Here is a 19,565-nt window from a genome sequence, read left to right as displayed (position 1 = left end):
GCGAAGCGTTACAGTCGTCCCAGATCGTTGACCAGAGCTAACAACATCACCCCGACCACCAAACTGATACCGATCTGTATCCCCCAACCCTGCACCCGATCCGACAAGGGGCGACCACGCACCCACTCGACCAGATAAAACAACAGATGCCCCCCATCCAATACTGGAATGGGCAGCAAATTCAAAACCCCCAGGCTAATACTCAGATAAGCCAGGAAATTCAGGAAATCTGCGACACCCGACTGGGCAGAAGCGCCCGCCACTTTAGCAATGGTTATCGGTCCACTCAAGTTTTTTACCGAGAGCTCGCCGAACAACATTTTCTTGAGGGATTCGAGGGTCAGTACACTCATGGTCCAAGTGCGTTTCGCACCCTCGCCAATCGCTGCCAAAGGCCCGAAGCTGACCTCGCGCACCATCGACGGCGGCCACTCTACGCCCTTGACGCCAGCACCCAGGTAGCCCCCGGCCGCCTTGGCTTCGCCCCGCGCCGACAAGGTCACAGGGACGTCGATTTGAGCACCATCGCGCTCAACTTTCAGCACAATTTTGGTATCAGGGCGTACACGCACCAGATCGACCACCTGCTGCCAGTCACCCACCGACTGACCATCGAGCGCCAGCAGGCGATCACCGGTTTTCAGGCCGGCAGCCTGGGCCGGACCTTTCGGGTCCAGCTCGGCAAGTACTGGCGGCAACGCAGGGCGCCACGGGCGAATACCCAGGGATTTGATCGGGTCCGGCTCATCGGCACCCTTGAGCCAATGATCGAGGGCCAGCTCACGTGGCGTTTCAGTGGTGGAATCTTGTTCGCGCACCACCACATTAACGGTACCGCTTTCGCCCAGGCGACGAACCAACTGCAGGTTGACCGCGCCCCAACCGGTGGTGGGTTCGCCATCAATGGAAACAATTTCTTGCCCAGCAGCCAGGCCGGCCTTGGCCGCCATGCTATCTGCCTCGACCGCACCGATAACCGGACGCACCTGCTGGCTGCCCAGCATGGCCAAGACCCAGAAGAACACCATCGCCAACAGGAAGTTGGCAATCGGGCCCGCGGCAACAATGGCAATGCGCTGACGAACGGTCTTGCGATTGAAGGACTGGTCAAGTTGATCAGCCGGCACTTCGCCTTCACGCTCATCGAGCATCTTGACGTAGCCGCCGAGCGGAATAGCCGCAATGACGAACTCGGTGCCATGGCGGTCGTGCCAGCGTACCAGCGGCATGCCGAAACCGACGGAAAAGCGCAATACCTTGACGCCGCAACGACGCGCCACCCAAAAGTGGCCGAATTCGTGGAAGGTAACCAACACACCCAGAGCAACCAGGGTGCCGACAATCATGTAGAGCGCACTCATCTAATTTCTCCGCATTCCAATCCAGTGCCCGAAGGCCTACTGCGCCGACAGACTAACGCGCATTGCGGTTCAGCCATTGCCCGGCCAGCGCTCGAGCCTTTGCATCCGCCTCGAACACCGCGCCCAGGTCATTCACCGCGACCACAGGCTCAAGGCTCAGCACGTCCTCGATGATACTCGCGATCTGCGGAAAGCGGATGCGCCCATCAAGAAACGCCGCCACCGCCACTTCGTTAGCCGCATTGAGCATGGCCGGCGCACTGTTGCCGGCCTCGGCCGCTTGTCGCGCCAGGCGCAGACAAGGGAAGCGCTGCTCGTCCGGCGCCTCGAAGTCCAGGCGGGCGATGGCAAACAGATCCAGAGGCGCGACCCCGGAATCGATCCGCTCAGGCCACGCCAGGGCATTGGCGATCGGTGTGCGCATGTCGGGGTTGCCCAACTGCGCCAATACCGAACCGTCCACATAGTCGACCAGGGAATGAATCACACTTTGTGGGTGAATCACCACCTCAACCTGATCCGGCCGGGCATCGAACAGCCAGCAGGCTTCGATCAACTCCAGGCCCTTGTTCATCATGCTGGCTGAGTCTACGGAGATTTTGCGCCCCATAGACCAGTTCGGATGAGCACAAGCCTGGTCAGGAGAGACATGCTCCAGCTCCGCCGACGGCGTCTGACGGAACGGGCCACCCGAAGCGGTCAGCAGAATGCGACGCACACCGACCTGGCTCAGACCACGGGAAAAATCCCCCGGCATGCACTGGAAGATCGCATTGTGCTCACTGTCGAGAGGCAGCAATACGGCGCCGCTCTTGCGCACCGCCTGCATGAAGAGTGCGCCGGACATCACCAGCGCTTCTTTATTGGCCAGCAGGATCTTCTTGCCCGCATCAACAGCCGCGAGCGTCGGACGCAGGCCCGCAGCACCAACGATGGCTGCCACGACGGTATCGACCTCGGCATCTGCCGAAACCTGGCAAAGTCCCTCCTCGCCCACCAACACTTGAGTGGCAAGACCGGCTGCCCGCAGGTCTTCCTGCAAGCCACGGGCTGCCGCCGCCTCAGGCACTACAGCAAAACGCGGCGCGTGGCGCACGCACAAGGCCAGCAGCTCATTCAGGCGGGTAAACCCGGTCAAGGCGAAAACTTGATAACGGTCCGGGTGACGCGCGATCACATCCAGGGTGCTCAACCCTACCGAGCCGGTCGCACCCAGCACGGTCACTTGCTGCAGGCGGCTCACGAAGCGGTCATCCACAACAGTACGGCGAAGATAGGAATCGCAGCAGTCAGGCTGTCGATACGGTCCAGCACACCACCGTGACCTGGCAGCAGGTTGCTGCTGTCCTTGATCCCGGCCTGGCGCTTGAACATGCTTTCAGTGAGGTCGCCGACTACGGAGATAAACACGACGACAGTGGTACCCAACAGCGCCAGGAAGATCTCCTTGGCTGACCAATCGCGTACAACACCAACCACCAGCGTGATGACCAGGGTCAATGCCAGACCGCCGTACACCCCCTCCCAGCTCTTGCCCGGGCTGACAGCCGGCGCCAGCTTGCGCTTGCCGAAGGCCCGACCTGAGAAGTACGCGCCGATATCAGCGCCCCACACCAAGACCATTACCGCCATGATCAGCCAGTTGCCCATGGGCGAATTCTTGATTTCCACCAACCCTTGCCAGGCCGGCAGCAGAATCAACAAACCAATCACCAGCTTGCTGGCAACGCTGGACCAGTGACCGCTGGTGCGCGGAAACGTCAACACCAGGAAGGTCGCAAGCGCCCACCACAACACAGCCGCCCCCAACACCCAAGGCACGACGATGCTCGACAGGGTATGCATCAGAAACAGCAGCACCGCGACCACGGCGGCGTACACCACGCGCGGCAATTGCGCATTGAAACCCGCCAGGCGCGCCCATTCCCAGGCGCCCAGGGTCACGACCAGGCCGATGAACAGCGCAAAGCCGGAACCATCGAGCAGGAAGAACCCGCACAGGGCGATCGGCAGCAGGATCAGTGCAGTGATGATTCGTTGTTTAAGCATTTAAACCCGGGCTCCAGCTTCGATCTGCTCGCTCGTTTTACCGAAGCGACGCTGACGGGAAGCGAAATCGGCCAGCGCATTGCGCATGGCATCGTGTTTGAAGTCCGGCCAGAACAGGTCGGAGAAGTACAGCTCGGTATAAGCCAGCTGCCACAGCAGGAAATTGCTGATGCGGTGCTCACCACCGGTACGGATGCACAGGTCCGGCAACGGCAGGTCACCGGTGACCAGGCAGGTTTGCAGCAGTTCGGGCGTAATGTCGTCCGGCCGCAGATGACCGGCCTGCACTTCGCGGGCAAGGCGTTGCGCCGCTTGCGCGATATCCCACTGACCGCCGTAGTTGGCGGCAATCTGCAGCACAAAACGGTTGGCGCCGGCCGTGATAGCTTCCGCCTCGCGCATGGCTGCCTGCAGCTCCGGGTGAAACCGCGAGCGATCACCAATGATGCGCAGGCTGATGTTGTTGTCGTTGAGGCGTTTGGCCTCACGACGCAGGGCCTTGAAGAACAGGTCCATCAAGGCACTGACTTCTTCGGCAGGGCGCTGCCAGTTTTCACTGGAGAAGGCGAACAAGGTCAGCACTTCGACCTTGGCTTCGGCGCACACCTCAATCACAGCCCGCACCGCATCGACACCCGCTTTATGCCCGGCTACACCCGGCATAAAGCGTTTCTTCGCCCAGCGATTATTCCCATCCATGATGATCGCGACATGGCGCGGCACCACAGAGGGTACAGTCTGCTTGGTCTTTTCCATGAAGGCGTCCTGACCCCTTATACGGCCATCAGGTCCTTTTCTTTTTCTTCCGTGGCCTTGGTGATCTGGGCCTCGGCATCTTTGGTCAGCTTGTCGATATCGGCAACCGCACGACGCTCTTCGTCTTCGCTGATTTCCTTGTCCTTGACCAGCTTCTTCAGGTCACCCAAGGCATCGCGACGGATGTTGCGCACGGCAACACGGGCATCTTCTGCTGCGCTGCGCGCCTGCTTGGTGAAGCCCTTGCGGGTTTCCTCGGTCAGGGCTGGCATGGAGATCAGCAGCAACTCACCCAGGTTGGTCGGGTTGAGGTTCAGGCCGGCGCTCTGGATTGCCTTGTCGACCGCGGCGAGCATGTTGCGCTCGAATGCCACGACCTGCAGGGTACGCGAGTCTTTCACGGTGACGTTGGCCACGCCGCTCAGCGGGGTGTCAGCGCCGTAGTAAGGCACCATCACGCTGCCCAGGATGCTCGGGTGCGCCTTGCCGGTACGAATCTGGCCGAATGCGTGGCTCAGAGACTCCAGGGATTTCTGCATACGCGCTTGGGCGTCTTTCTTGATTTCGTTGATCATTGTTGGCCTTCCTCGATCAGAGTCCCTTCCGCGCCGCCGTGTACGATATTCAGCAGGGCGCCGGGCTTGTTCATGTTAAATACGCGCAGCGGCATCTTGTGGTCGCGGCACAGGCAAATAGCCGTCAGGTCCATCACGCCCAGCTTGCGATCCAGTACTTCATCGTAGGTCAGATGATCGAACTTCTCGGCATGCGGGTCTTTGAATGGGTCTGCGGTGTACACACCATCCACCTTGGTGGCCTTGAGCACCACATCGGCATCGATCTCGATGGCACGCAGGCAGGCAGCCGAATCGGTGGTGAAGAACGGGTTACCCGTGCCAGCGGCAAAGATCACCACTTCCTTGGAGTTCAGGTGGCGCATGGCTTTACGACGATCATAGTGATCGGTCACGCCGACCATGGAAATAGCCGACATCACGATGGCCGAGATATTGGCGCGCTCCAGGGCGTCGCGCATGGCCAGGGCGTTCATCACAGTGGCCAGCATGCCCATGTGGTCGCCCGTGACCCGATCCATGCCGGCCGCACTCAGTGCCGCACCGCGGAACAGGTTGCCACCGCCGATCACCAGGCCGACTTGCACGCCGATACCGACCAGTTGGCCGACTTCCAGCGCCATGCGGTCGAGCACCTTGGGATCGATCCCGAACTCTTCCGAGCCCATCAGGGCCTCGCCGCTAAGCTTGAGTAGAATGCGTTTATAGCGAGCCTGATAACCACTGCCCTGCTGAGCCATTGCGAATCTCTCCTGCGGCGTATTTTTTAAAAATTCTTGGCGAGCCGTTTACGGCTTGCGTTCACTCTAGCTGGACGCTATCACAGCGCCATCGGAACACGGCTTTGTAAGCCAGTTCCGAGGGGAAGCCAAATAAAATCGGCCTTCCCATTTGAAAAGAGGCTGCGCGCGTGAGCGGGCAGCCTCTTTCGGGCGACAGTTTAAAACTGTCTTATTGCTTGGCGGCAGCCAGCTGGGCAGCAACTTCTTCAGCGAAGTTGTCGACCGGCTTCTCGATGCCTTCGCCTACTTTGAAGTAGGTGAAGGAAACGATTTCAGCACCGGCTTTCTTGGCCAGGTCGCCAACCTTGATTTCAGGGTTCTTGACGAACGCCTGCTCAACCAGGCTTGCTTCAGCCAGGAACTTGCTGATACGGCCTTTGACCATGTTCTCAACAATGTTTTCTGGCTTGCCTTTGATTTTTTCTTCGTTCAGCTGCAGGAATACAGCTTTTTCACGCTCGATCGCTTCGGCCGAAACTTCCGAAGGCAGCAGGAACTCAGGGTTGCTTGCAGCAACGTGCATAGCGATGTCTTTGGCCAGCTCTACGTCGCCGCCTTTCAGAACAACCGCTACACCGATCTTGTTGCCGTGCAGGTAACCACCAACCACGTCACCTTCAACTCGGACCAGGCGACGGATGTTGACGTTTTCGCCAACCTTGCCGACCAGTACCAGGCGAGCAGCTTCTTGAGCTTCGATCAGAGGCTCAACAGCAGTCAGCTTGTCAGCGAATGCTTTTTCAACGCTGGCAGCTACGAATGCCTTGAAGTCGTCCTGCAGAGCCAGGAAGTCGGTCTGCGAGTTCACTTCCAGCAGAACAGCGGATTTACCGTCTTCTTTCAGAGCGATAGCGCCTTCAGCAGCGACGTTGCCGGCTTTCTTGGCAGCCTTGATGGCGCCCGAAGCACGCATGTCGTCGATGGCTTTTTCGATGTCGCCGCCGGCCTTGGTCAAGGCCTTTTTGCAATCCATCATGCCTTCGCCAGTACGCTCACGCAGTTCTTTAACCAACGCTGCAGTAATCTCTGCCATTTCAAAATCCTCTTGGATAGGTTTTCAACCATTCCACCCGATCAAACGGGCGATCAATTCTTCCCGAATCACCCTTGTAGGCTGCTGCACGTTACAGTCGCTAGGTTGCGCTGTCACAAGTGAGCGCCGACAAATGGTTTTCGAGGTGGCAAAAAGGGGGCCAAGCCCCCTTTTTGCTTACTGAGTCAACGCCAGGGCGCTATTACTCAGCGGCAGCTACCGGAGCTTCTTCAACGAACTGCTCGGTACCACCAGCAACGTGGTTACGACCACGGATTACAGCGTCAGCCATCGAACCCATGTACAGCTGGATAGCGCGGATTGCGTCATCGTTGCCTGGGATGATGTAGTCAACGCCTTCCGGGCTGCTGTTGGTATCGACTACGCCGATAACAGGGATGCCCAGCTTGTTGGCTTCGGTGATCGCGATGCGCTCGTGATCAACGTCGATAACGAACAGTGCGTCAGGCAGACCGCCCATGTCCTTGATACCACCCAGGGAACGATCGAGCTTTTCCAGGTCACGGGAGCGCATCAGCGCTTCTTTCTTGGTCAGCTTGGCGAAAGTACCGTCTTCGGCTTGTACTTCAAGGTCACGCAGACGCTTGATGGAAGCACGGATGGTTTTGAAGTTGGTCAGCATGCCGCCCAACCAGCGGTGATCGACGTACGGCGAACCGCAACGTGCTGCTTCTTCAGCAACGATCTTGCCAGCGGAACGCTTGGTGCCGACGAACAGAATCTTGTTTTTGCCCTGGGCCAGACGCTCTACGAAAGTCAGAGCTTCGTTGAACATTGGCAGGGTTTTTTCAAGGTTGATGATGTGGATCTTGTTACGCGCGCCGAAAATGTATTTACCCATTTTCGGGTTCCAGTAACGGGTCTGGTGACCGAAGTGCACACCGGCCTTCAGCATATCGCGCATGTTGACTTGGGACATGATAGTTCCTTAATAAGTCGGGTTTGGCCTCCACGTATCCCAATGACCAACCAGCGGCATCAAGGCCTCCGGCACCCAGGTCATCGTGTCGACACGTGTGTGGATTTAAGCTTTGCGGGGTATCCCCGGAAAGCGGCGCATTTTATACCACAGCATCGACGAAAACGAAACCCGCAATCACATCTGCCGTCGACCGCTTTCACGCAAGCCCTTGAATAGAGCCCACAACCCCCTACCTTATAGAGAGAAGCGATTATCAGAGGCTCATGATTTGACGCCATCGTCTGTTAGAATCGCGTTTTTTGTGGCTTGTGCGAATTCTGTAACCTTTTGTCGCACGCCCGTAAACCGTATTGATTTCAGCGCGTCGCGCTAGAGAGAGCCTGTATGACCGTAAGTTTGAAAACCGCCGAAGACATCGCCGGCATGCGCATCGCCGGCAAACTGGCTGCCGACGTGCTGGAAATGATCGCCGAACACGTCAAGCCCGGCGTCACCACTGACACCCTGAACCAGATCTGCCACGACTATATAGTCAATGTGCAAAAGGCCATCCCTGCCCCACTGAACTACAAGGGTTTCCCCAAGTCGATCTGCACCTCGGTCAACCACGTGGTCTGCCACGGGATCCCGGGCGACAAACCCCTGAAGGACGGCGACACCCTGAACATCGACGTCACCGTGATCAAGGACCGCTACTTCGGCGACACCAGCCGCATGTTCCACGTCGGCACTGTGCCGGTCTGGGCCGAGCGCCTGTCCCAGGTGACCCAGGAATGCATGTACAAGGCCATCGAAATCGTCAAACCCGGCTGCCGCCTGGGCGACATCGGTGAAGTGATCCAGAAGCACGCGGAAAAGAACGGCTTCTCGGTGGTGCGCGAGTTCTGCGGCCACGGCATCGGCACCGTGTTCCACGAAGAGCCACAGATCCTGCACTACGGCCGCGCCGGCACCGGCATGGAGCTGAAAGCAGGCATGACCTTCACCATCGAGCCCATGATCAACCAGGGCAAGGCCGACACCAAGGTGCTGGGCGACGGCTGGACCGCCATCACCAAGGACCGCAAGCTCTCGGCCCAATGGGAACACACCCTGCTGGTCACCGAAACCGGCTACGAAATCTTCACCCTGCGCGCCGACGACACGATCCCGCGCACGTCGGGTGCGGCTTCGGCGTAAAGCTTGCTTAGGTTTTCCCCCACTGTGTTGTGACTGACTGATAGATAGAAAGGAAAACCGATCGATGCCCCAGGTGGATCCCGAACTCTTCGACCGTGGCCAGTTCCAGGCCGAACTGGCGTTGAAGGCAAGCCCCATCGCCGCCTTCAAGAAGGCTATCCGCCAGGCCCGCGAGGTGCTCGATGAGCGCTTTCGCAGTGGCCGGGACATCCGCAGGCTGATTGAGGACCGCGCCTGGTTCGTCGATAACATCCTGCAAAAGGCTTGGGAGCAGTTCAGCTGGAGCGAAGACGCCGACATCGCCCTGGTGGCCGTCGGCGGTTACGGGCGCGGCGAACTGCACCCCTACTCCGACATCGACCTGCTGATCCTGCTGGACAGCGCTGACCATGAGATCTTTCGCGATTCCATCGAGCGCTTTCTCACGTTGCTGTGGGACATCGGCCTGGAAGTTGGCCAGAGCGTGCGCTCGGTGGACGAATGCACCGAAGAAGCCCGCGCCGACCTGACCGTCATCACCAACCTGATGGAAAGCCGCACCATCGCTGGCCCCGAACGCCTGCGCCAGCGCATGCTCGAAGTCACCAGCACCGCGCACATGTGGCCGAGCAAGGACTTCTTCCTGGCCAAACGCGCCGAGCAGAAGGCCCGGCACCACAAATACAACGACACCGAATACAACCTGGAACCCAACGTCAAAGGCTCGCCCGGTGGCCTGCGGGATATCCAGACGATTTTGTGGGTTGCCCGTCGCCAGTACGGCACCCTGAACCTGCGTGCCCTGGCGGGCGAAGGCTTCCTGGTGGAAAGCGAAAACGCCCTGCTGGCCGCCTCCCAGGAGTTTCTGTGGAAAGTGCGCTACGCCTTGCACATGCTCGCCGGGCGCTCCGAAGACCGCCTGCTGTTCGACCACCAACGCTCCATCGCCACCCTGTTGGGGTTTGAAGGCGAAGACGCGAAGACCAGCATCGAAAGCTTCATGCAGCAGTACTACCGGGTGGTCATGAGCATTGCCCAGCTCAGCGACCTGATCATCCAGCACTTCGAAGAAGTGATCCTCGCTCCTGAGGACGAAGCACCACCTCAGCCGATCAACTCACGCTTCCAACTGCACGACGGCTATATCGAGGCGCGCAACGACAACGTCTTCAAACGCACCCCGTTCGCCATGCTGGAGATCTTCGTGCTGATGGCCCAGCAGCCGGAAATCAAGGGCGTGCGCGCCGATACCATCCGTTTGCTGCGGGAAAACCGTCACCTGATCGACGATGAGTTCCGCAACGATATCCGCAACACCAGCCTGTTTATCGAGCTGTTCAAGTGCAAGATCGGCATCCACCGCAACCTGCGGCGCATGAACCGCTACGGCATCCTCGGGCGCTACCTGCCGGAATTCGGCTTTATCGTCGGGCAGATGCAGCACGACCTGTTCCACATCTATACCGTGGACGCCCACACCCTGAACCTGATCAAGCACCTGCGTAAGTTGCAGTACACCCAGGTGTCAGAGAAATTCCCGCTGGCCAGCAAACTCATGGCCAAGCTGCCCAAGCCCGAACTGATCTACCTGGCCGGCCTGTACCACGACATCGGCAAGGGCCGCCATGGCGACCACTCCGAAGTCGGCGCCGTCGACGCCGAGGCGTTCTGCCAGCGCCACCAGTTGCCCCTGTGGGACAGCCGCCTGATCGTCTGGCTGGTGCAAAACCACTTGGTGATGTCGACCACCGCCCAGCGCAAGGACTTGTCCGACCCGCAGGTGATCCACGATTTCGCGGGTATCGTCGGCGATGAAACCCGTCTCGACTACCTGTACGTGCTGACCGTCTCCGACATCAACGCCACCAACCCCACGCTGTGGAACTCGTGGCGCGCCAGCCTGTTGCGCCAGCTGTACACCGAGACCAAGCGCGCCTTGCGCCGTGGCCTGGAAAACCCGGTGGACCGCGAAGAGCAGATCCGTCGCACCCAAAGCGCAGCCCTGGACATCCTGGTGCGTGGCGGCAATGACCCGGACGACGTCGAGCAACTCTGGTCGCAACTGGGCGATGACTACTTCCTGCGCCACACCGCCGGCGACGTGGCCTGGCACAGTGACGCGATCCTGCAGCAACCGGCCGATGGCGGGCCGCTGGTGCTGATCAAGGAAACCACCCAGCGCGAATTCGAAGGCGGCACGCAGATCTTCATCTATGCGCCGGACCAGCACGACTTCTTTGCCGTGACCGTGGCTGCCATGGACCAACTCAACCTGAATATCCATGACGCACGGGTCATCACCTCCAGCAGCCAGTTCACCCTCGACACCTACATCGTGCTCGACACCGACGGCGACTCGATCGGTGACAACCCGGTGCGGGTGAAAAAGATCCGCGAAGGCCTTACCGAGGCCCTGCGCAACCCTGACGACTACCCGACCATCATCCAGCGCCGGGTACCGCGCCAGCTCAAGCACTTTGCGTTTGCACCCCAGGTGACCATCTCCAACGACGCCCAACGGCCGGTGACCGTGCTGGAACTCAGCGCACCGGACCGCCCGGGCCTGCTGGCACGCATCGGCGGGATTTTCCTGGAGTTCGATCTGTCGTTGCAGAACGCCAAGATTGCGACCCTCGGCGAGCGCGTGGAAGACGTGTTCTTCATCACCGACGCCGACAACCAACCGCTGTCCGACCCGGAGCTGTGCCTGCGCTTGCAGGAAGCCATCGTGCAGCAGTTGAGCGTGACCCAGGAACCCGGCGTTGAACTGACACGCCTGACCATTTGAATTGTTAACTTTGTGAACACGACCCTTTTTGTAGGAGCCGGCTTGCCGGCGATACGGCCACGTCGGTGCCTCAGGTGTACCGAGGCGATGCCATCGCAGGCAAGCCAGCTCCCACAAGGTCGGTGTTCACCGTGATAGAGGCTTACATGAACAACGCCCTGAACCAGCTGCAGCCCTACCCGTTCGAGAAACTGCGCGCCCTGCTCGGCAGCGTCACGCCGAACCCGGAAAAACGCCCGATTGCGCTGTCCATCGGCGAACCGAAGCACAAATCCCCGGAATTCGTCGCCAAGGCCCTGGCTGATAGCCTCGACCAGATGGCGGTGTACCCGACCACCCTCGGCATCCCGGCCCTGCGCGAGGCCATCGGCGCCTGGTGCGAACGCCGCTTCAATGTACCCAAGGGTTGGCTCGACCCGGCGCGTAACATCCTGCCGGTGAACGGCACCCGCGAGGCGCTGTTCGCTTTCACCCAGACCGTGGTCAATCGCGGTGACGACGCCCTGGTGGTGAGCCCGAACCCGTTCTACCAGATCTACGAAGGCGCGGCGTTCCTGGCCGGGGCCAAGCCGCACTACCTGCCGTGCCTGGATGCCAACGGTTTCAACCCGGATTTCGATGCCGTGACGCCGGACATCTGGAAACGCTGCCAGATCCTGTTCCTGTGCTCCCCAGGCAACCCAACCGGCGCGCTGATTCCGGTCGACCCCCTGAAAAAACTCATCGCCCTGGCAGACGAATATGACTTCGTGATCGCCGCCGACGAGTGCTACAGCGAGCTGTACTTCGACGAACAAACCCCGCCACCGGGCCTGTTGAGTGCCTGCGTCGAGCTGGGCCGCCAGGACTTCAAGCGTTGCGTGGTGTTCCACAGCCTGTCCAAGCGTTCCAACCTGCCGGGCCTGCGCTCCGGCTTTGTGGCCGGCGACGCCGACATCCTCAAGGCCTTCCTGCTGTACCGCACCTACCACGGTTGCGCGATGCCGGTGCAAACCCAACTGGCGAGCATCGCTGCCTGGAAAGATGAAGCCCACGTGCTGGCAAACCGCGACCTGTACCGCGAGAAATTCGACGCGGTACTGGCGATTCTCAAGCCGGTACTGGATGTGCAAAGCCCTGACGGTGGGTTCTACTTGTGGCCGAATGTGAAGGGCGACGACGCGGCGTTCTGCCGGGATCTCTTCGTGGAAGAACATGTGACGGTGGTGCCGGGTTCGTACCTGTCCCGTGAAGTCGACGGTTTCAATCCGGGTGCCGGGCGTGTGCGCCTGGCGTTGGTTGCGCCATTGGCGGAGTGCGTTGAAGCCGCAGAGCGGATTCGCGATTTCATTCAACGCCGTCAGTAATTCCGCAAAACCCGCACTGTGCAATGCAGTGCGGGGAGGCGACCCGCCGAAAGCCGCGGCCTGGCACTTCAATCACCGGCATGGAACTGGTCACTCAGGGCCCACCACCAAACGGGCGGACTCATGAACTGAATGGACGCTCTTACCCACCGAAGATGGCCCTGACACTTAGATGATCAATAATCTCTCTCGCTACGCTTATAACGACCCCGCACTCATTCAAGCCCAAATAGCCGAGCCGACACTCATCAGGCACGCTCGCGGCATCGCCTCGACTCAATACTTATGGCCGCAAGGTTCAACGTTGAATATCTCAATATTCGACATGCCAGAGAAAGCAATAGAATACATAAAGAAAAATATAAATCTCTGGCAACCCTATACAAACTTGAAGTTCAACTTCATCAACACCCGAGACGGCGACATCAGGATATCGGGTAAAGACGACGGTTCTGGAAACTGGTCTGCCATCGGTACCGAGGCAAAACTAAAGCCTCTGCACGAACCCACGATGCACATTGACCTCCTTCAGACGGCCGACATGCTCAACCACACTATCCGGCACGAGTTCGGGCATGCGCTTGGATTGTTACATGAACATCAGCATCCGGATAACGAGATACAGTGGGATAAGGAAAAACTGTACGAGGAATCCGGGAAACTGGGTCATACACGACAGGACACCGACGAGAATTTTTTAAACCCTCCCGATTCGAAAACCACCATTACCTCGACCTATGACTCGAGGTCCGTGATGCACTACAAAGTTCCGGCAGAGGTTACGAGCAATGGCGTCGCTGTGGCTTTCAACGAGGACATATCGGAAGGCGACAAGCAATTTATAGCATTACTTTACCCGCCAACGCATGTCCAATTATTGGACGATTAATACTGTTTCGGGTATTGCCACTGCTCTCGACACCGCCAGCAATATGCCGGATGCGAGACACTGGTTAACATCCTCACACAACACGCTCGGAACTTTTCCTGCGACCTGAACGAATAAACCAACACATTCGTCCTCAGTCGTCGCAGGAAAGTACACATGATAGCCGTCAGCTCCCTACCCGTTTTCCACTACCCACCTGCTGCTTCGTCCTTCGAAAATATTGCCGACGCCGCACAACCCCTTTCCAGAAACCGGCGCAACATTGGTGAACCCGCCAAATACTGGCCCCAAGACAGTACGATCAAAATCGCCATGTATGACTACGACATGGACGATCCCTACGTATCGGCCGTCAAGAAAGCCGCCAGCGAATGGCTGCCCCACATCAATCTGAAGTTCGAGTTCGTGCCTGGAGAGGAAGGCGACGTTCGCATTACTCAGAATATAAACAATGAAGAAGGGGGTAGCTCAGCCATAGGGACAAAGGCGCTCGATATGTCTCCCGCAAGCCCCACCATGTCATTGCCAAGGGACCATACGCACCCACGATTCAAGTATGTGGTGATGCATGAATTCGGTCATATGCTCGGCGCTCATCATGCCCATCAACACCCTGACGCCAACATTCCGTGGGATATGGACAAAGTGTATGAGGGCTATAACCGTATCGCCGGGCTAGACCGGAAAGGTGTGCAAAAAAACGTGCTCCCTCTGCCTCGCTCCGACCAATACGACTTCCTGCCCTACGATGGCGACTCGCTCATGCACTATGAAATCAGCCCTCACCTGACCCATGGAGGTTGGGGACAGTCTGAAAACTGGTCGTTGAGCGATGGGGACATCGCCTGGGCAAAAAAAGCCTACCCAAAAGCAGAAGCCGCTACTTCTTGAGCCCCAGGTTCGCCTCACTCATATCCAGCTCGGCCAACACCTCACGCAGCACGTCATCACCGATCTGGTGGTGACGGCTCAAGCTATACAATTCCAGGCGCTGTGCCCGCAGGGCTTTGAGGCGCAACTTGCGTTCAAGCAGGTCCATCTGGTGCGCCAGCGCCTGGGCCTCGGCCGAGTCGTTGAACACTTCCAACTGGTGGCGGTATTCTGACATCAAGCGCGCCTTTAACTCAGTCGCGAGCGCAGCCTGGGCAGCGTCCTGGGGTTCGGCTTCGGCCGGTTCTTCAGTTTCCAGGGCATGGATCGCGGCCACGGCGGTCTTTTTCCAGGCCTCGCGAATTTCCTTGTGGCGCTTCTCATCCGGGCTCTTTTCGATACCGCGCAACAGCAGCGGCAAGGCAATGCATGCGGCGATCAGCGACAACAGAATCACCCCTGCGGCAATGAAGATCAGCAGGTCACGCTCAGGAAAATCCTGGCCCGGCGCCAACAGCAGTGGCACCGACATGACACCGGCCAGGGTTACGGCACCGCGTACGCCGCCGACGGTCAGCAGCCAGCAAGAGCGCGCGGTCGGCACCAGTGTCAGCTCACTTTTCCCACGCAGCCTGCGCAGCAACCCTGACAGCCGCCAAATGCTCTGCACCCAGACAAACCGCAACACCACCAGCACCAGGAAGATCCCGATCACATCGAGACAGCGATAGAACAGGGCCGGCCATAATGTCGGCTCATGACTCACCACCGCCTTGATGATGTCCGGCAGTTGCAGGCCCAGCAGCAAGAAGATCAAACCGTTGAAGGCAAACTCCAGCAGCGACCACACACTGCGATTGAGCAGGCGCGTGCTGGTCTGGCGCGGCAACAGGTCCAGCCAGCTTTGCATCATGCCGGCTGCGACCGCGGACAAAATGCCCGAGGCCCCCAGACGCTCAGCCAACACATACGCGGCAAACGGCAGCAGCAACATGAACACCACGTGGGTCGCCGGGTCATCCCACCCCCGGGCAATCATCCACGCGCGCAGGCGGCCGACCAGCCAGCTCAGCGCAACACCCACGGCCAAACCACCGACGGCCACCAGGACAAACGTAAGGCTGGCATCCGCAAGGGAAAACACCCCGGTCAACGCAGCGGCCAGGGCGAACTTGAAGGTCACCAGGCCCGATGCATCGTTCATCAGGGCTTCACCTTGCAGCATGTGCATCAGCGGTGTGGGCAGGCGGTTCTGGGAAATGGCCGACACGGCCACGGCATCCGTCGGCGACAACACGGCCGCCAGGGCGAAGGCCACCGGCAGCGGGATCGTAGGCAATATCCAATGAATGAAGTATCCGGCACCGACCACCGTGAACAGCACCAACCCCACTGCCAGCGTCAGGATCGGCCCACGCAACCGCCACAGTTCACGCTTGGGCATGCGCCAGCCATCGGAGAACAACAACGGTGGCAGGAACAGAAACAGGAACAGCTCCGGGTCGAGCGCCACGTGCAGCCCCAGCGTGGGCCACGCCAGCAAGGCACCGGCGGCAATTTGCACCAGGGGTAACGGCAGAGGAATCACACGCCCGACCAGACGCGAAACGCTGACCAGCATCAGCAGGATAAGAACGGTGTAGGCGGTTTGCATAAAGCGGTTTTCCCGGACAATCGACGTGCAACGACACACATACGGCAACAACTCGCCGTTGAAGTGCCATATAACCCAGCTATGTTACCCACCTGGCTGCAGCCTGGCATTTGCACATAAGTCGCACGCCGGCATGACGAGCGGCACTCAAACCCGCTGGTCGTGGCATAATCCGTGACCTTCCGTTTTCACACGCTCAAAGGGGGCAATTCCTTGACCGCTTCAAGCAAAACGTTGCACCTTTTTGGCATCAAAGCCTGCGACACCATGAAAAAGGCCCGCACCTGGCTCGATGAGCACGCTGTGAGCTATGAGTTCCACGACTACAAAACGGCCGGTATTGACCGCGAACACTTGACCCAATGGTGCAACGAGCACGGTTGGCAGGTGGTTTTGAACCGTGCGGGCACCACCTTTCGCAAACTCGAAGACGAACGCAAAGCCGATCTCGATCAGTCGAAAGCCATTGAATTGATGCTCGCACAACCTTCGATGATCAAGCGCCCGGTGCTTGATCTCGGTGACAGAACCCTGATTGGCTTCAAGCCAGATAGTTATTCGGCGGCCCTCAAGTAGGCCAGCCCTTTCCATTTTTGTAGAGGTAACAGCATGTCCAATTCCCTGTTCAGCCTGGGCTTCGGCGTCGGCACTCAGAACCGCCAAGGTGCTTGGCTGGAAGTGTTTTACGCACAACCGCTGCTCAACCCATCGGCCGAGATCATCGCCGCCATCGCACCGATCCTCGGTTACACCGAAGGCAACCAGGCGATCACCTTCACTATCAGCCAAGCACTGCAACTGGCTGATGCGCTCAAGAATGTCGATGCGACCCAAGCCGCGCTGCTCAATCGCCTGGCTGAAAGCCACACGCCACTGGTCGCCACCCTGCTGGCCGAAGACGCCGCACTGACCTCCACGCCTGAGGCCTACCTCAAGCTGCACCTGCTGTCCCATCGCCTGGTCAAGCCCCACGGCCTGAGCCTGGCCGGTGTGTTCCCGCAACTGCCGAATGTGGCCTGGACCAGCCAGGGCGCCATCGACATCAGCGAACTGGCCGAACGCCAACTGGAAGCGCGCCTGCGTGGCGAGCTGCTGGAAGTGTTCTCGGTGGACAAGTTCCCGAAAATGACCGACTACGTGGTTCCGGCCGGCGTGCGTATCGCTGACGCGGCCCGTATCCGCCTGGGCGCCTACGTGGGCGAAGGCACCACCGTGATGCACGAAGGTTTCGTCAACTTCAACGCCGGCACCGAAGGCCCGGGCATGATCGAAGGCCGTGTATCGGCTGGCGTGTTCGTCGGCAAGGGCTCGGACCTGGGCGGCGGTTGCTCCACCATGGGCACCCTGTCGGGTGGCGGCAACATCGTGATCAAGGTGGGCGAAGGCTGCCTGATCGGCGCCAACGCCGGTATCGGTATCCCGTTGGGCGACCGCAACACCGTGGAGTCGGGCCTGTACGTCACCGCCGGCACCAAGGTTGCGCTGCTGGACGAGCAGAACCAACTGGTCAAGGTGGTCAAGGCACGCGAACTGGCCGGCCAGCCGGACCTGCTGTTCCGCCGCAACTCCGAGACCGGTGCCGTGGAGTGCAAAACCCACAAATCGGCCATCGAACTGAACGAAGCGCTGCACGCTCACAACTAAGCAGCCACTCGATGCCACTAGCGAGCCCCCACCCCGGGGCTCGCTTATACGAGTCTTTATCACCATGCTTGTGCCCTCTCCCTGGCGCGCCGATTTCCCGGCCATCGCCACCCTGCAACGGCAAGACCAGACCTACCTGGACAACGCCGCCACCACACAAAAACCCCAAGCCCTGTTGGATGCCATCAGCCATTACTACGCCAATGGCGCAGCCAATGTGCACCGTGCCCAGCATTTGCCGGGGGCTCACGCGACTCAGGCGTTTGAAGACAGCCGCAGCAAGGTCGCGCAGTGGTTGAATGCAGGTGACAGCGGGCAAATCGTGTTCACCCACGGCGCGACGTCGGCGCTGAACCTCTTGGCCTATGGCCTTGAGCACTTATTCAATGCGGGCGATGAGATTGTCATCAGCGCCCTGGAACACCACGCCAACCTGCTGCCCTGGCAGCAACTGGCCAAACGCCGCGCGCTGAACCTGGTGGTATTGCCCCTGGGTGACGACGGCGTGATTGACCTTGCCGCCGCCGCCGAACTGATCGGCCCGCGCACGCGCCTGCTGGCGGTGAGCCAGTTGTCCAACGTGCTCGGCGCCTGGCAGCCACTCGACGCCTTGCTGGCACTGGCCCAGCCACATGGCGCACTGACCGTCGTCGACGGTGCCCAGGGCATCGTCCATGGCCGTCACGACGTACAGGCCCTGGGGTGCGACTTCTATGTCTTCTCCAGCCACAAACTCTACGGGCCGGACGGCGTCGGCGTGCTGTTTGGTCGCAACGAGGCCCTGCATCACCTGCGCCACTGGCAGTTTGGTGGCGAGATGGTGCAACAGGCCGACTACCACAGCGCCAGCTTTCGCCCGGCGCCCCTGGGTTTCGAAGCCGGCACGCCGCCGATCGCCAGCGTAATCGGCCTGGGGGCCAGCCTGGACTACCTGGGTTCGCTGGACCAAAACGCAGTGATCACCCACGAAGCCGCCTTGCACGACTATTTGTTGCGCGGGCTCAAAGCGCGCAAGGGCGTGCAGGTACTGGGATCGCCACAGGTGGCCTTGGTCAGTTTTGTGGTCGAGGGCGTGCACAACGCTGATCTTGCCCACCTGCTGACTGAGCAAGGCATTGCCGTGCGGGCCGGTCATCATTGTGCGATGCCGTTGCTCAAGGCGATGCAACTGTCGGGGGCGATTCGTGTGTCCCTGGCGCTGTACAACGACTCCGACGATCTGGAGCGTTTCTTTGAAGCGCTGGATCAAGCGCTGGATATGCTGCGATGAGTTTGCCGGTGGATGCAGTGGCAGCGCTTGAAGCCTTCCAGGCTGTCGGCAGTTGGGAACAGCGCGCGCGGATGCTGATGCAATGGGGCGAACGTCTGCCGGCCCTGGCCGACGGGGATAAAGTCGACGCCAACCTGGTGCAGGGCTGTGAAAGCCTGGTCTGGTTGGTGGGGCACTTGCAGGATGGCCGTTGGCAGTTTGCTGCCGCCAGCGATGCACGGATGATTCGCGGGTTGGTGGCATTGCTGCTGGCGCGGGTGAATGGGTTGACGGCCGCCGAGTTGCAGGCCGTTGATCTGCCGGATTGGTTCAACCAGCTGGGGCTTTCCCGCCAACTGTCGCCGTCCCGCAGCAATGGCCTTAACGCGGTCCTGCAGCGCATGCGAGCGTTGGGCTATACATAAAAACAAATGTGGGAGCTGGCTTGAACTGGTCAAGTAATCTTGG

The 19,565-nt window shown here is 59.6% G+C and carries 18 protein-coding genes; 9 read left to right on the top strand and 9 right to left on the bottom strand.

Annotation, left to right across the window (positions count from 1 at the left end; all coding sequences use genetic code 11):
* Window positions 1–8: 8 nt before the first annotated feature.
* From rseP to rpsB, 8 genes are all read right to left on the bottom strand, one after another.
* On the bottom strand, window positions 9–1,361 hold the full coding sequence (gene rseP / locus HX792_RS02935) for a sigma E protease regulator RseP (RefSeq protein WP_176994693.1): 1,353 nt from the start codon (window positions 1,359–1,361) through the stop codon (window positions 9–11).
* Window positions 1,362–1,413: 52 nt separating this feature from the next.
* Window positions 1,414–2,604: a 1-deoxy-D-xylulose-5-phosphate reductoisomerase gene (gene ispC / locus HX792_RS02930; protein WP_176994692.1), complete on the bottom strand. Its 1,191-nt coding sequence runs from the start codon at window positions 2,602–2,604 to the stop codon at window positions 1,414–1,416.
* On the bottom strand, window positions 2,601–3,410 hold the full coding sequence (locus tag HX792_RS02925; protein ID WP_176994691.1) for a phosphatidate cytidylyltransferase: 810 nt from the start codon (window positions 3,408–3,410) through the stop codon (window positions 2,601–2,603). The genes ispC and HX792_RS02925 overlap by 4 nt, the downstream gene beginning before the upstream one ends.
* Window positions 3,411–4,166 (bottom strand): polyprenyl diphosphate synthase, encoded by a 756-nt coding sequence (gene uppS / locus HX792_RS02920; RefSeq protein ID WP_016974405.1) that lies wholly within the window; start codon window positions 4,164–4,166, stop codon window positions 3,411–3,413. It lies immediately after the preceding gene.
* A 17-nt stretch (window positions 4,167–4,183) separates the two neighbouring features.
* Entirely contained in the window at window positions 4,184–4,741 is a 558-nt protein-coding gene (gene frr / locus HX792_RS02915) for a ribosome recycling factor (RefSeq protein ID WP_016974404.1), read from the bottom strand.
* Window positions 4,738–5,481: a UMP kinase gene (pyrH, locus tag HX792_RS02910; protein WP_003189161.1), complete on the bottom strand. Its 744-nt coding sequence runs from the start codon at window positions 5,479–5,481 to the stop codon at window positions 4,738–4,740. Before pyrH ends, frr begins: the two co-directional genes overlap by 4 nt.
* Window positions 5,482–5,692: 211 nt before the next feature.
* Window positions 5,693–6,556 carry a translation elongation factor Ts gene (tsf, locus tag HX792_RS02905; RefSeq protein ID WP_176994690.1) on the bottom strand — a complete coding sequence of 288 codons (864 nt, stop codon included), beginning with the start codon at window positions 6,554–6,556 and terminating at the stop codon, window positions 5,693–5,695.
* Between the two features lie 202 nt (window positions 6,557–6,758).
* Entirely contained in the window at window positions 6,759–7,496 is a 738-nt protein-coding gene (gene rpsB, locus HX792_RS02900) for a 30S ribosomal protein S2 (protein WP_003189158.1), read from the bottom strand.
* 387 nt (window positions 7,497–7,883) lie between these two features.
* Between rpsB and map the strand changes: the two genes are divergently transcribed.
* The 5 genes from map to HX792_RS02875 all read left to right on the top strand — a co-directional run bounded on the left by map (window position 7,884) and on the right by HX792_RS02875 (window position 14,571).
* Window positions 7,884–8,678 carry a type I methionyl aminopeptidase gene (gene map, locus HX792_RS02895; protein ID WP_176994689.1) on the top strand — a complete coding sequence of 265 codons (795 nt, stop codon included), beginning with the start codon at window positions 7,884–7,886 and terminating at the stop codon, window positions 8,676–8,678.
* A 64-nt stretch (window positions 8,679–8,742) separates the two neighbouring features.
* A complete protein-coding gene (locus HX792_RS02890) occupies window positions 8,743–11,445 on the top strand; it encodes a [protein-PII] uridylyltransferase (protein ID WP_176994688.1) in 2,703 nt (900 codons plus the stop codon).
* 146 nt (window positions 11,446–11,591) lie between these two features.
* Window positions 11,592–12,791: a succinyldiaminopimelate transaminase gene (dapC, locus tag HX792_RS02885; protein WP_176994687.1), complete on the top strand. Its 1,200-nt coding sequence runs from the start codon at window positions 11,592–11,594 to the stop codon at window positions 12,789–12,791.
* Window positions 12,792–12,963: 172 nt separating this feature from the next.
* On the top strand, window positions 12,964–13,680 hold the full coding sequence (locus tag HX792_RS02880) for a M12 family metallopeptidase (protein ID WP_176994686.1): 717 nt from the start codon (window positions 12,964–12,966) through the stop codon (window positions 13,678–13,680).
* Between the two features lie 156 nt (window positions 13,681–13,836).
* Window positions 13,837–14,571: a M12 family metallopeptidase gene (locus tag HX792_RS02875; protein WP_176994685.1), complete on the top strand. Its 735-nt coding sequence runs from the start codon at window positions 13,837–13,839 to the stop codon at window positions 14,569–14,571.
* Here the strand turns inward: HX792_RS02875 and HX792_RS02870 are convergent.
* Window positions 14,561–16,204 carry a Na+/H+ antiporter gene (locus tag HX792_RS02870; protein WP_176994684.1) on the bottom strand — a complete coding sequence of 548 codons (1,644 nt, stop codon included), beginning with the start codon at window positions 16,202–16,204 and terminating at the stop codon, window positions 14,561–14,563. The genes HX792_RS02875 and HX792_RS02870 overlap by 11 nt on opposite strands.
* A 267-nt stretch (window positions 16,205–16,471) precedes the next feature.
* Here HX792_RS02870 and HX792_RS02865 point away from each other — a divergent pair, with 267 nt between their 5' ends.
* The 4 genes from HX792_RS02865 to HX792_RS02850 all read left to right on the top strand — a co-directional run bounded on the left by HX792_RS02865 (window position 16,472) and on the right by HX792_RS02850 (window position 19,522).
* Entirely contained in the window at window positions 16,472–16,780 is a 309-nt protein-coding gene (locus HX792_RS02865) for an arsenate reductase (protein ID WP_231982825.1), read from the top strand.
* A gap of 33 nt (window positions 16,781–16,813) precedes the next feature.
* A complete protein-coding gene (dapD, locus tag HX792_RS02860) occupies window positions 16,814–17,848 on the top strand; it encodes a 2,3,4,5-tetrahydropyridine-2,6-dicarboxylate N-succinyltransferase (RefSeq protein WP_176994683.1) in 1,035 nt (344 codons plus the stop codon).
* A gap of 64 nt (window positions 17,849–17,912) precedes the next feature.
* Window positions 17,913–19,118 carry an aminotransferase class V-fold PLP-dependent enzyme gene (locus tag HX792_RS02855; protein WP_176994682.1) on the top strand — a complete coding sequence of 402 codons (1,206 nt, stop codon included), beginning with the start codon at window positions 17,913–17,915 and terminating at the stop codon, window positions 19,116–19,118.
* On the top strand, window positions 19,115–19,522 hold the full coding sequence (locus tag HX792_RS02850) for a SufE family protein (RefSeq protein WP_176994681.1): 408 nt from the start codon (window positions 19,115–19,117) through the stop codon (window positions 19,520–19,522). The genes HX792_RS02855 and HX792_RS02850 overlap by 4 nt, the downstream gene beginning before the upstream one ends.
* Window positions 19,523–19,565: the final 43 nt, after the last annotated feature.

This window comes from Pseudomonas sp. B6002 (assembly GCF_013385985.1).
In the GTDB taxonomy this organism is placed as follows: domain Bacteria; phylum Pseudomonadota; class Gammaproteobacteria; order Pseudomonadales; family Pseudomonadaceae; genus Aquipseudomonas.
This window is presented reverse-complemented; position numbering and strand designations above follow the sequence as displayed.

Coding starts and splice junctions, on each gene's coding strand:
- uppS (WP_016974405.1), bottom strand. CDS start 4,166: ATGGAAAAGACCAAGCAGACTGTACCCTCTGTGGTGCCGCGCCATGTC.
- HX792_RS02890 (WP_176994688.1), top strand. CDS start 8,743: ATGCCCCAGGTGGATCCCGAACTCTTCGACCGTGGCCAGTTCCAGGCC.
- HX792_RS02870 (WP_176994684.1), bottom strand. CDS start 16,204: ATGCAAACCGCCTACACCGTTCTTATCCTGCTGATGCTGGTCAGCGTT.
- frr (WP_016974404.1), bottom strand. CDS start 4,741: ATGATCAACGAAATCAAGAAAGACGCCCAAGCGCGTATGCAGAAATCC.
- HX792_RS02880 (WP_176994686.1), top strand. CDS start 12,964: ATGATCAATAATCTCTCTCGCTACGCTTATAACGACCCCGCACTCATT.
- rpsB (WP_003189158.1), bottom strand. CDS start 7,496: ATGTCCCAAGTCAACATGCGCGATATGCTGAAGGCCGGTGTGCACTTC.
- rseP (WP_176994693.1), bottom strand. CDS start 1,361: ATGAGTGCGCTCTACATGATTGTCGGCACCCTGGTTGCTCTGGGTGTG.
- HX792_RS02925 (WP_176994691.1), bottom strand. CDS start 3,410: ATGCTTAAACAACGAATCATCACTGCACTGATCCTGCTGCCGATCGCC.
- pyrH (WP_003189161.1), bottom strand. CDS start 5,481: ATGGCTCAGCAGGGCAGTGGTTATCAGGCTCGCTATAAACGCATTCTA.
- tsf (WP_176994690.1), bottom strand. CDS start 6,556: ATGGCAGAGATTACTGCAGCGTTGGTTAAAGAACTGCGTGAGCGTACT.
- HX792_RS02850 (WP_176994681.1), top strand. CDS start 19,115: ATGAGTTTGCCGGTGGATGCAGTGGCAGCGCTTGAAGCCTTCCAGGCT.
- HX792_RS02855 (WP_176994682.1), top strand. CDS start 17,913: ATGCTTGTGCCCTCTCCCTGGCGCGCCGATTTCCCGGCCATCGCCACC.
- HX792_RS02865 (WP_231982825.1), top strand. CDS start 16,472: ATGAAAAAGGCCCGCACCTGGCTCGATGAGCACGCTGTGAGCTATGAG.
- map (WP_176994689.1), top strand. CDS start 7,884: ATGACCGTAAGTTTGAAAACCGCCGAAGACATCGCCGGCATGCGCATC.
- HX792_RS02875 (WP_176994685.1), top strand. CDS start 13,837: ATGATAGCCGTCAGCTCCCTACCCGTTTTCCACTACCCACCTGCTGCT.
- dapC (WP_176994687.1), top strand. CDS start 11,592: ATGAACAACGCCCTGAACCAGCTGCAGCCCTACCCGTTCGAGAAACTG.
- dapD (WP_176994683.1), top strand. CDS start 16,814: ATGTCCAATTCCCTGTTCAGCCTGGGCTTCGGCGTCGGCACTCAGAAC.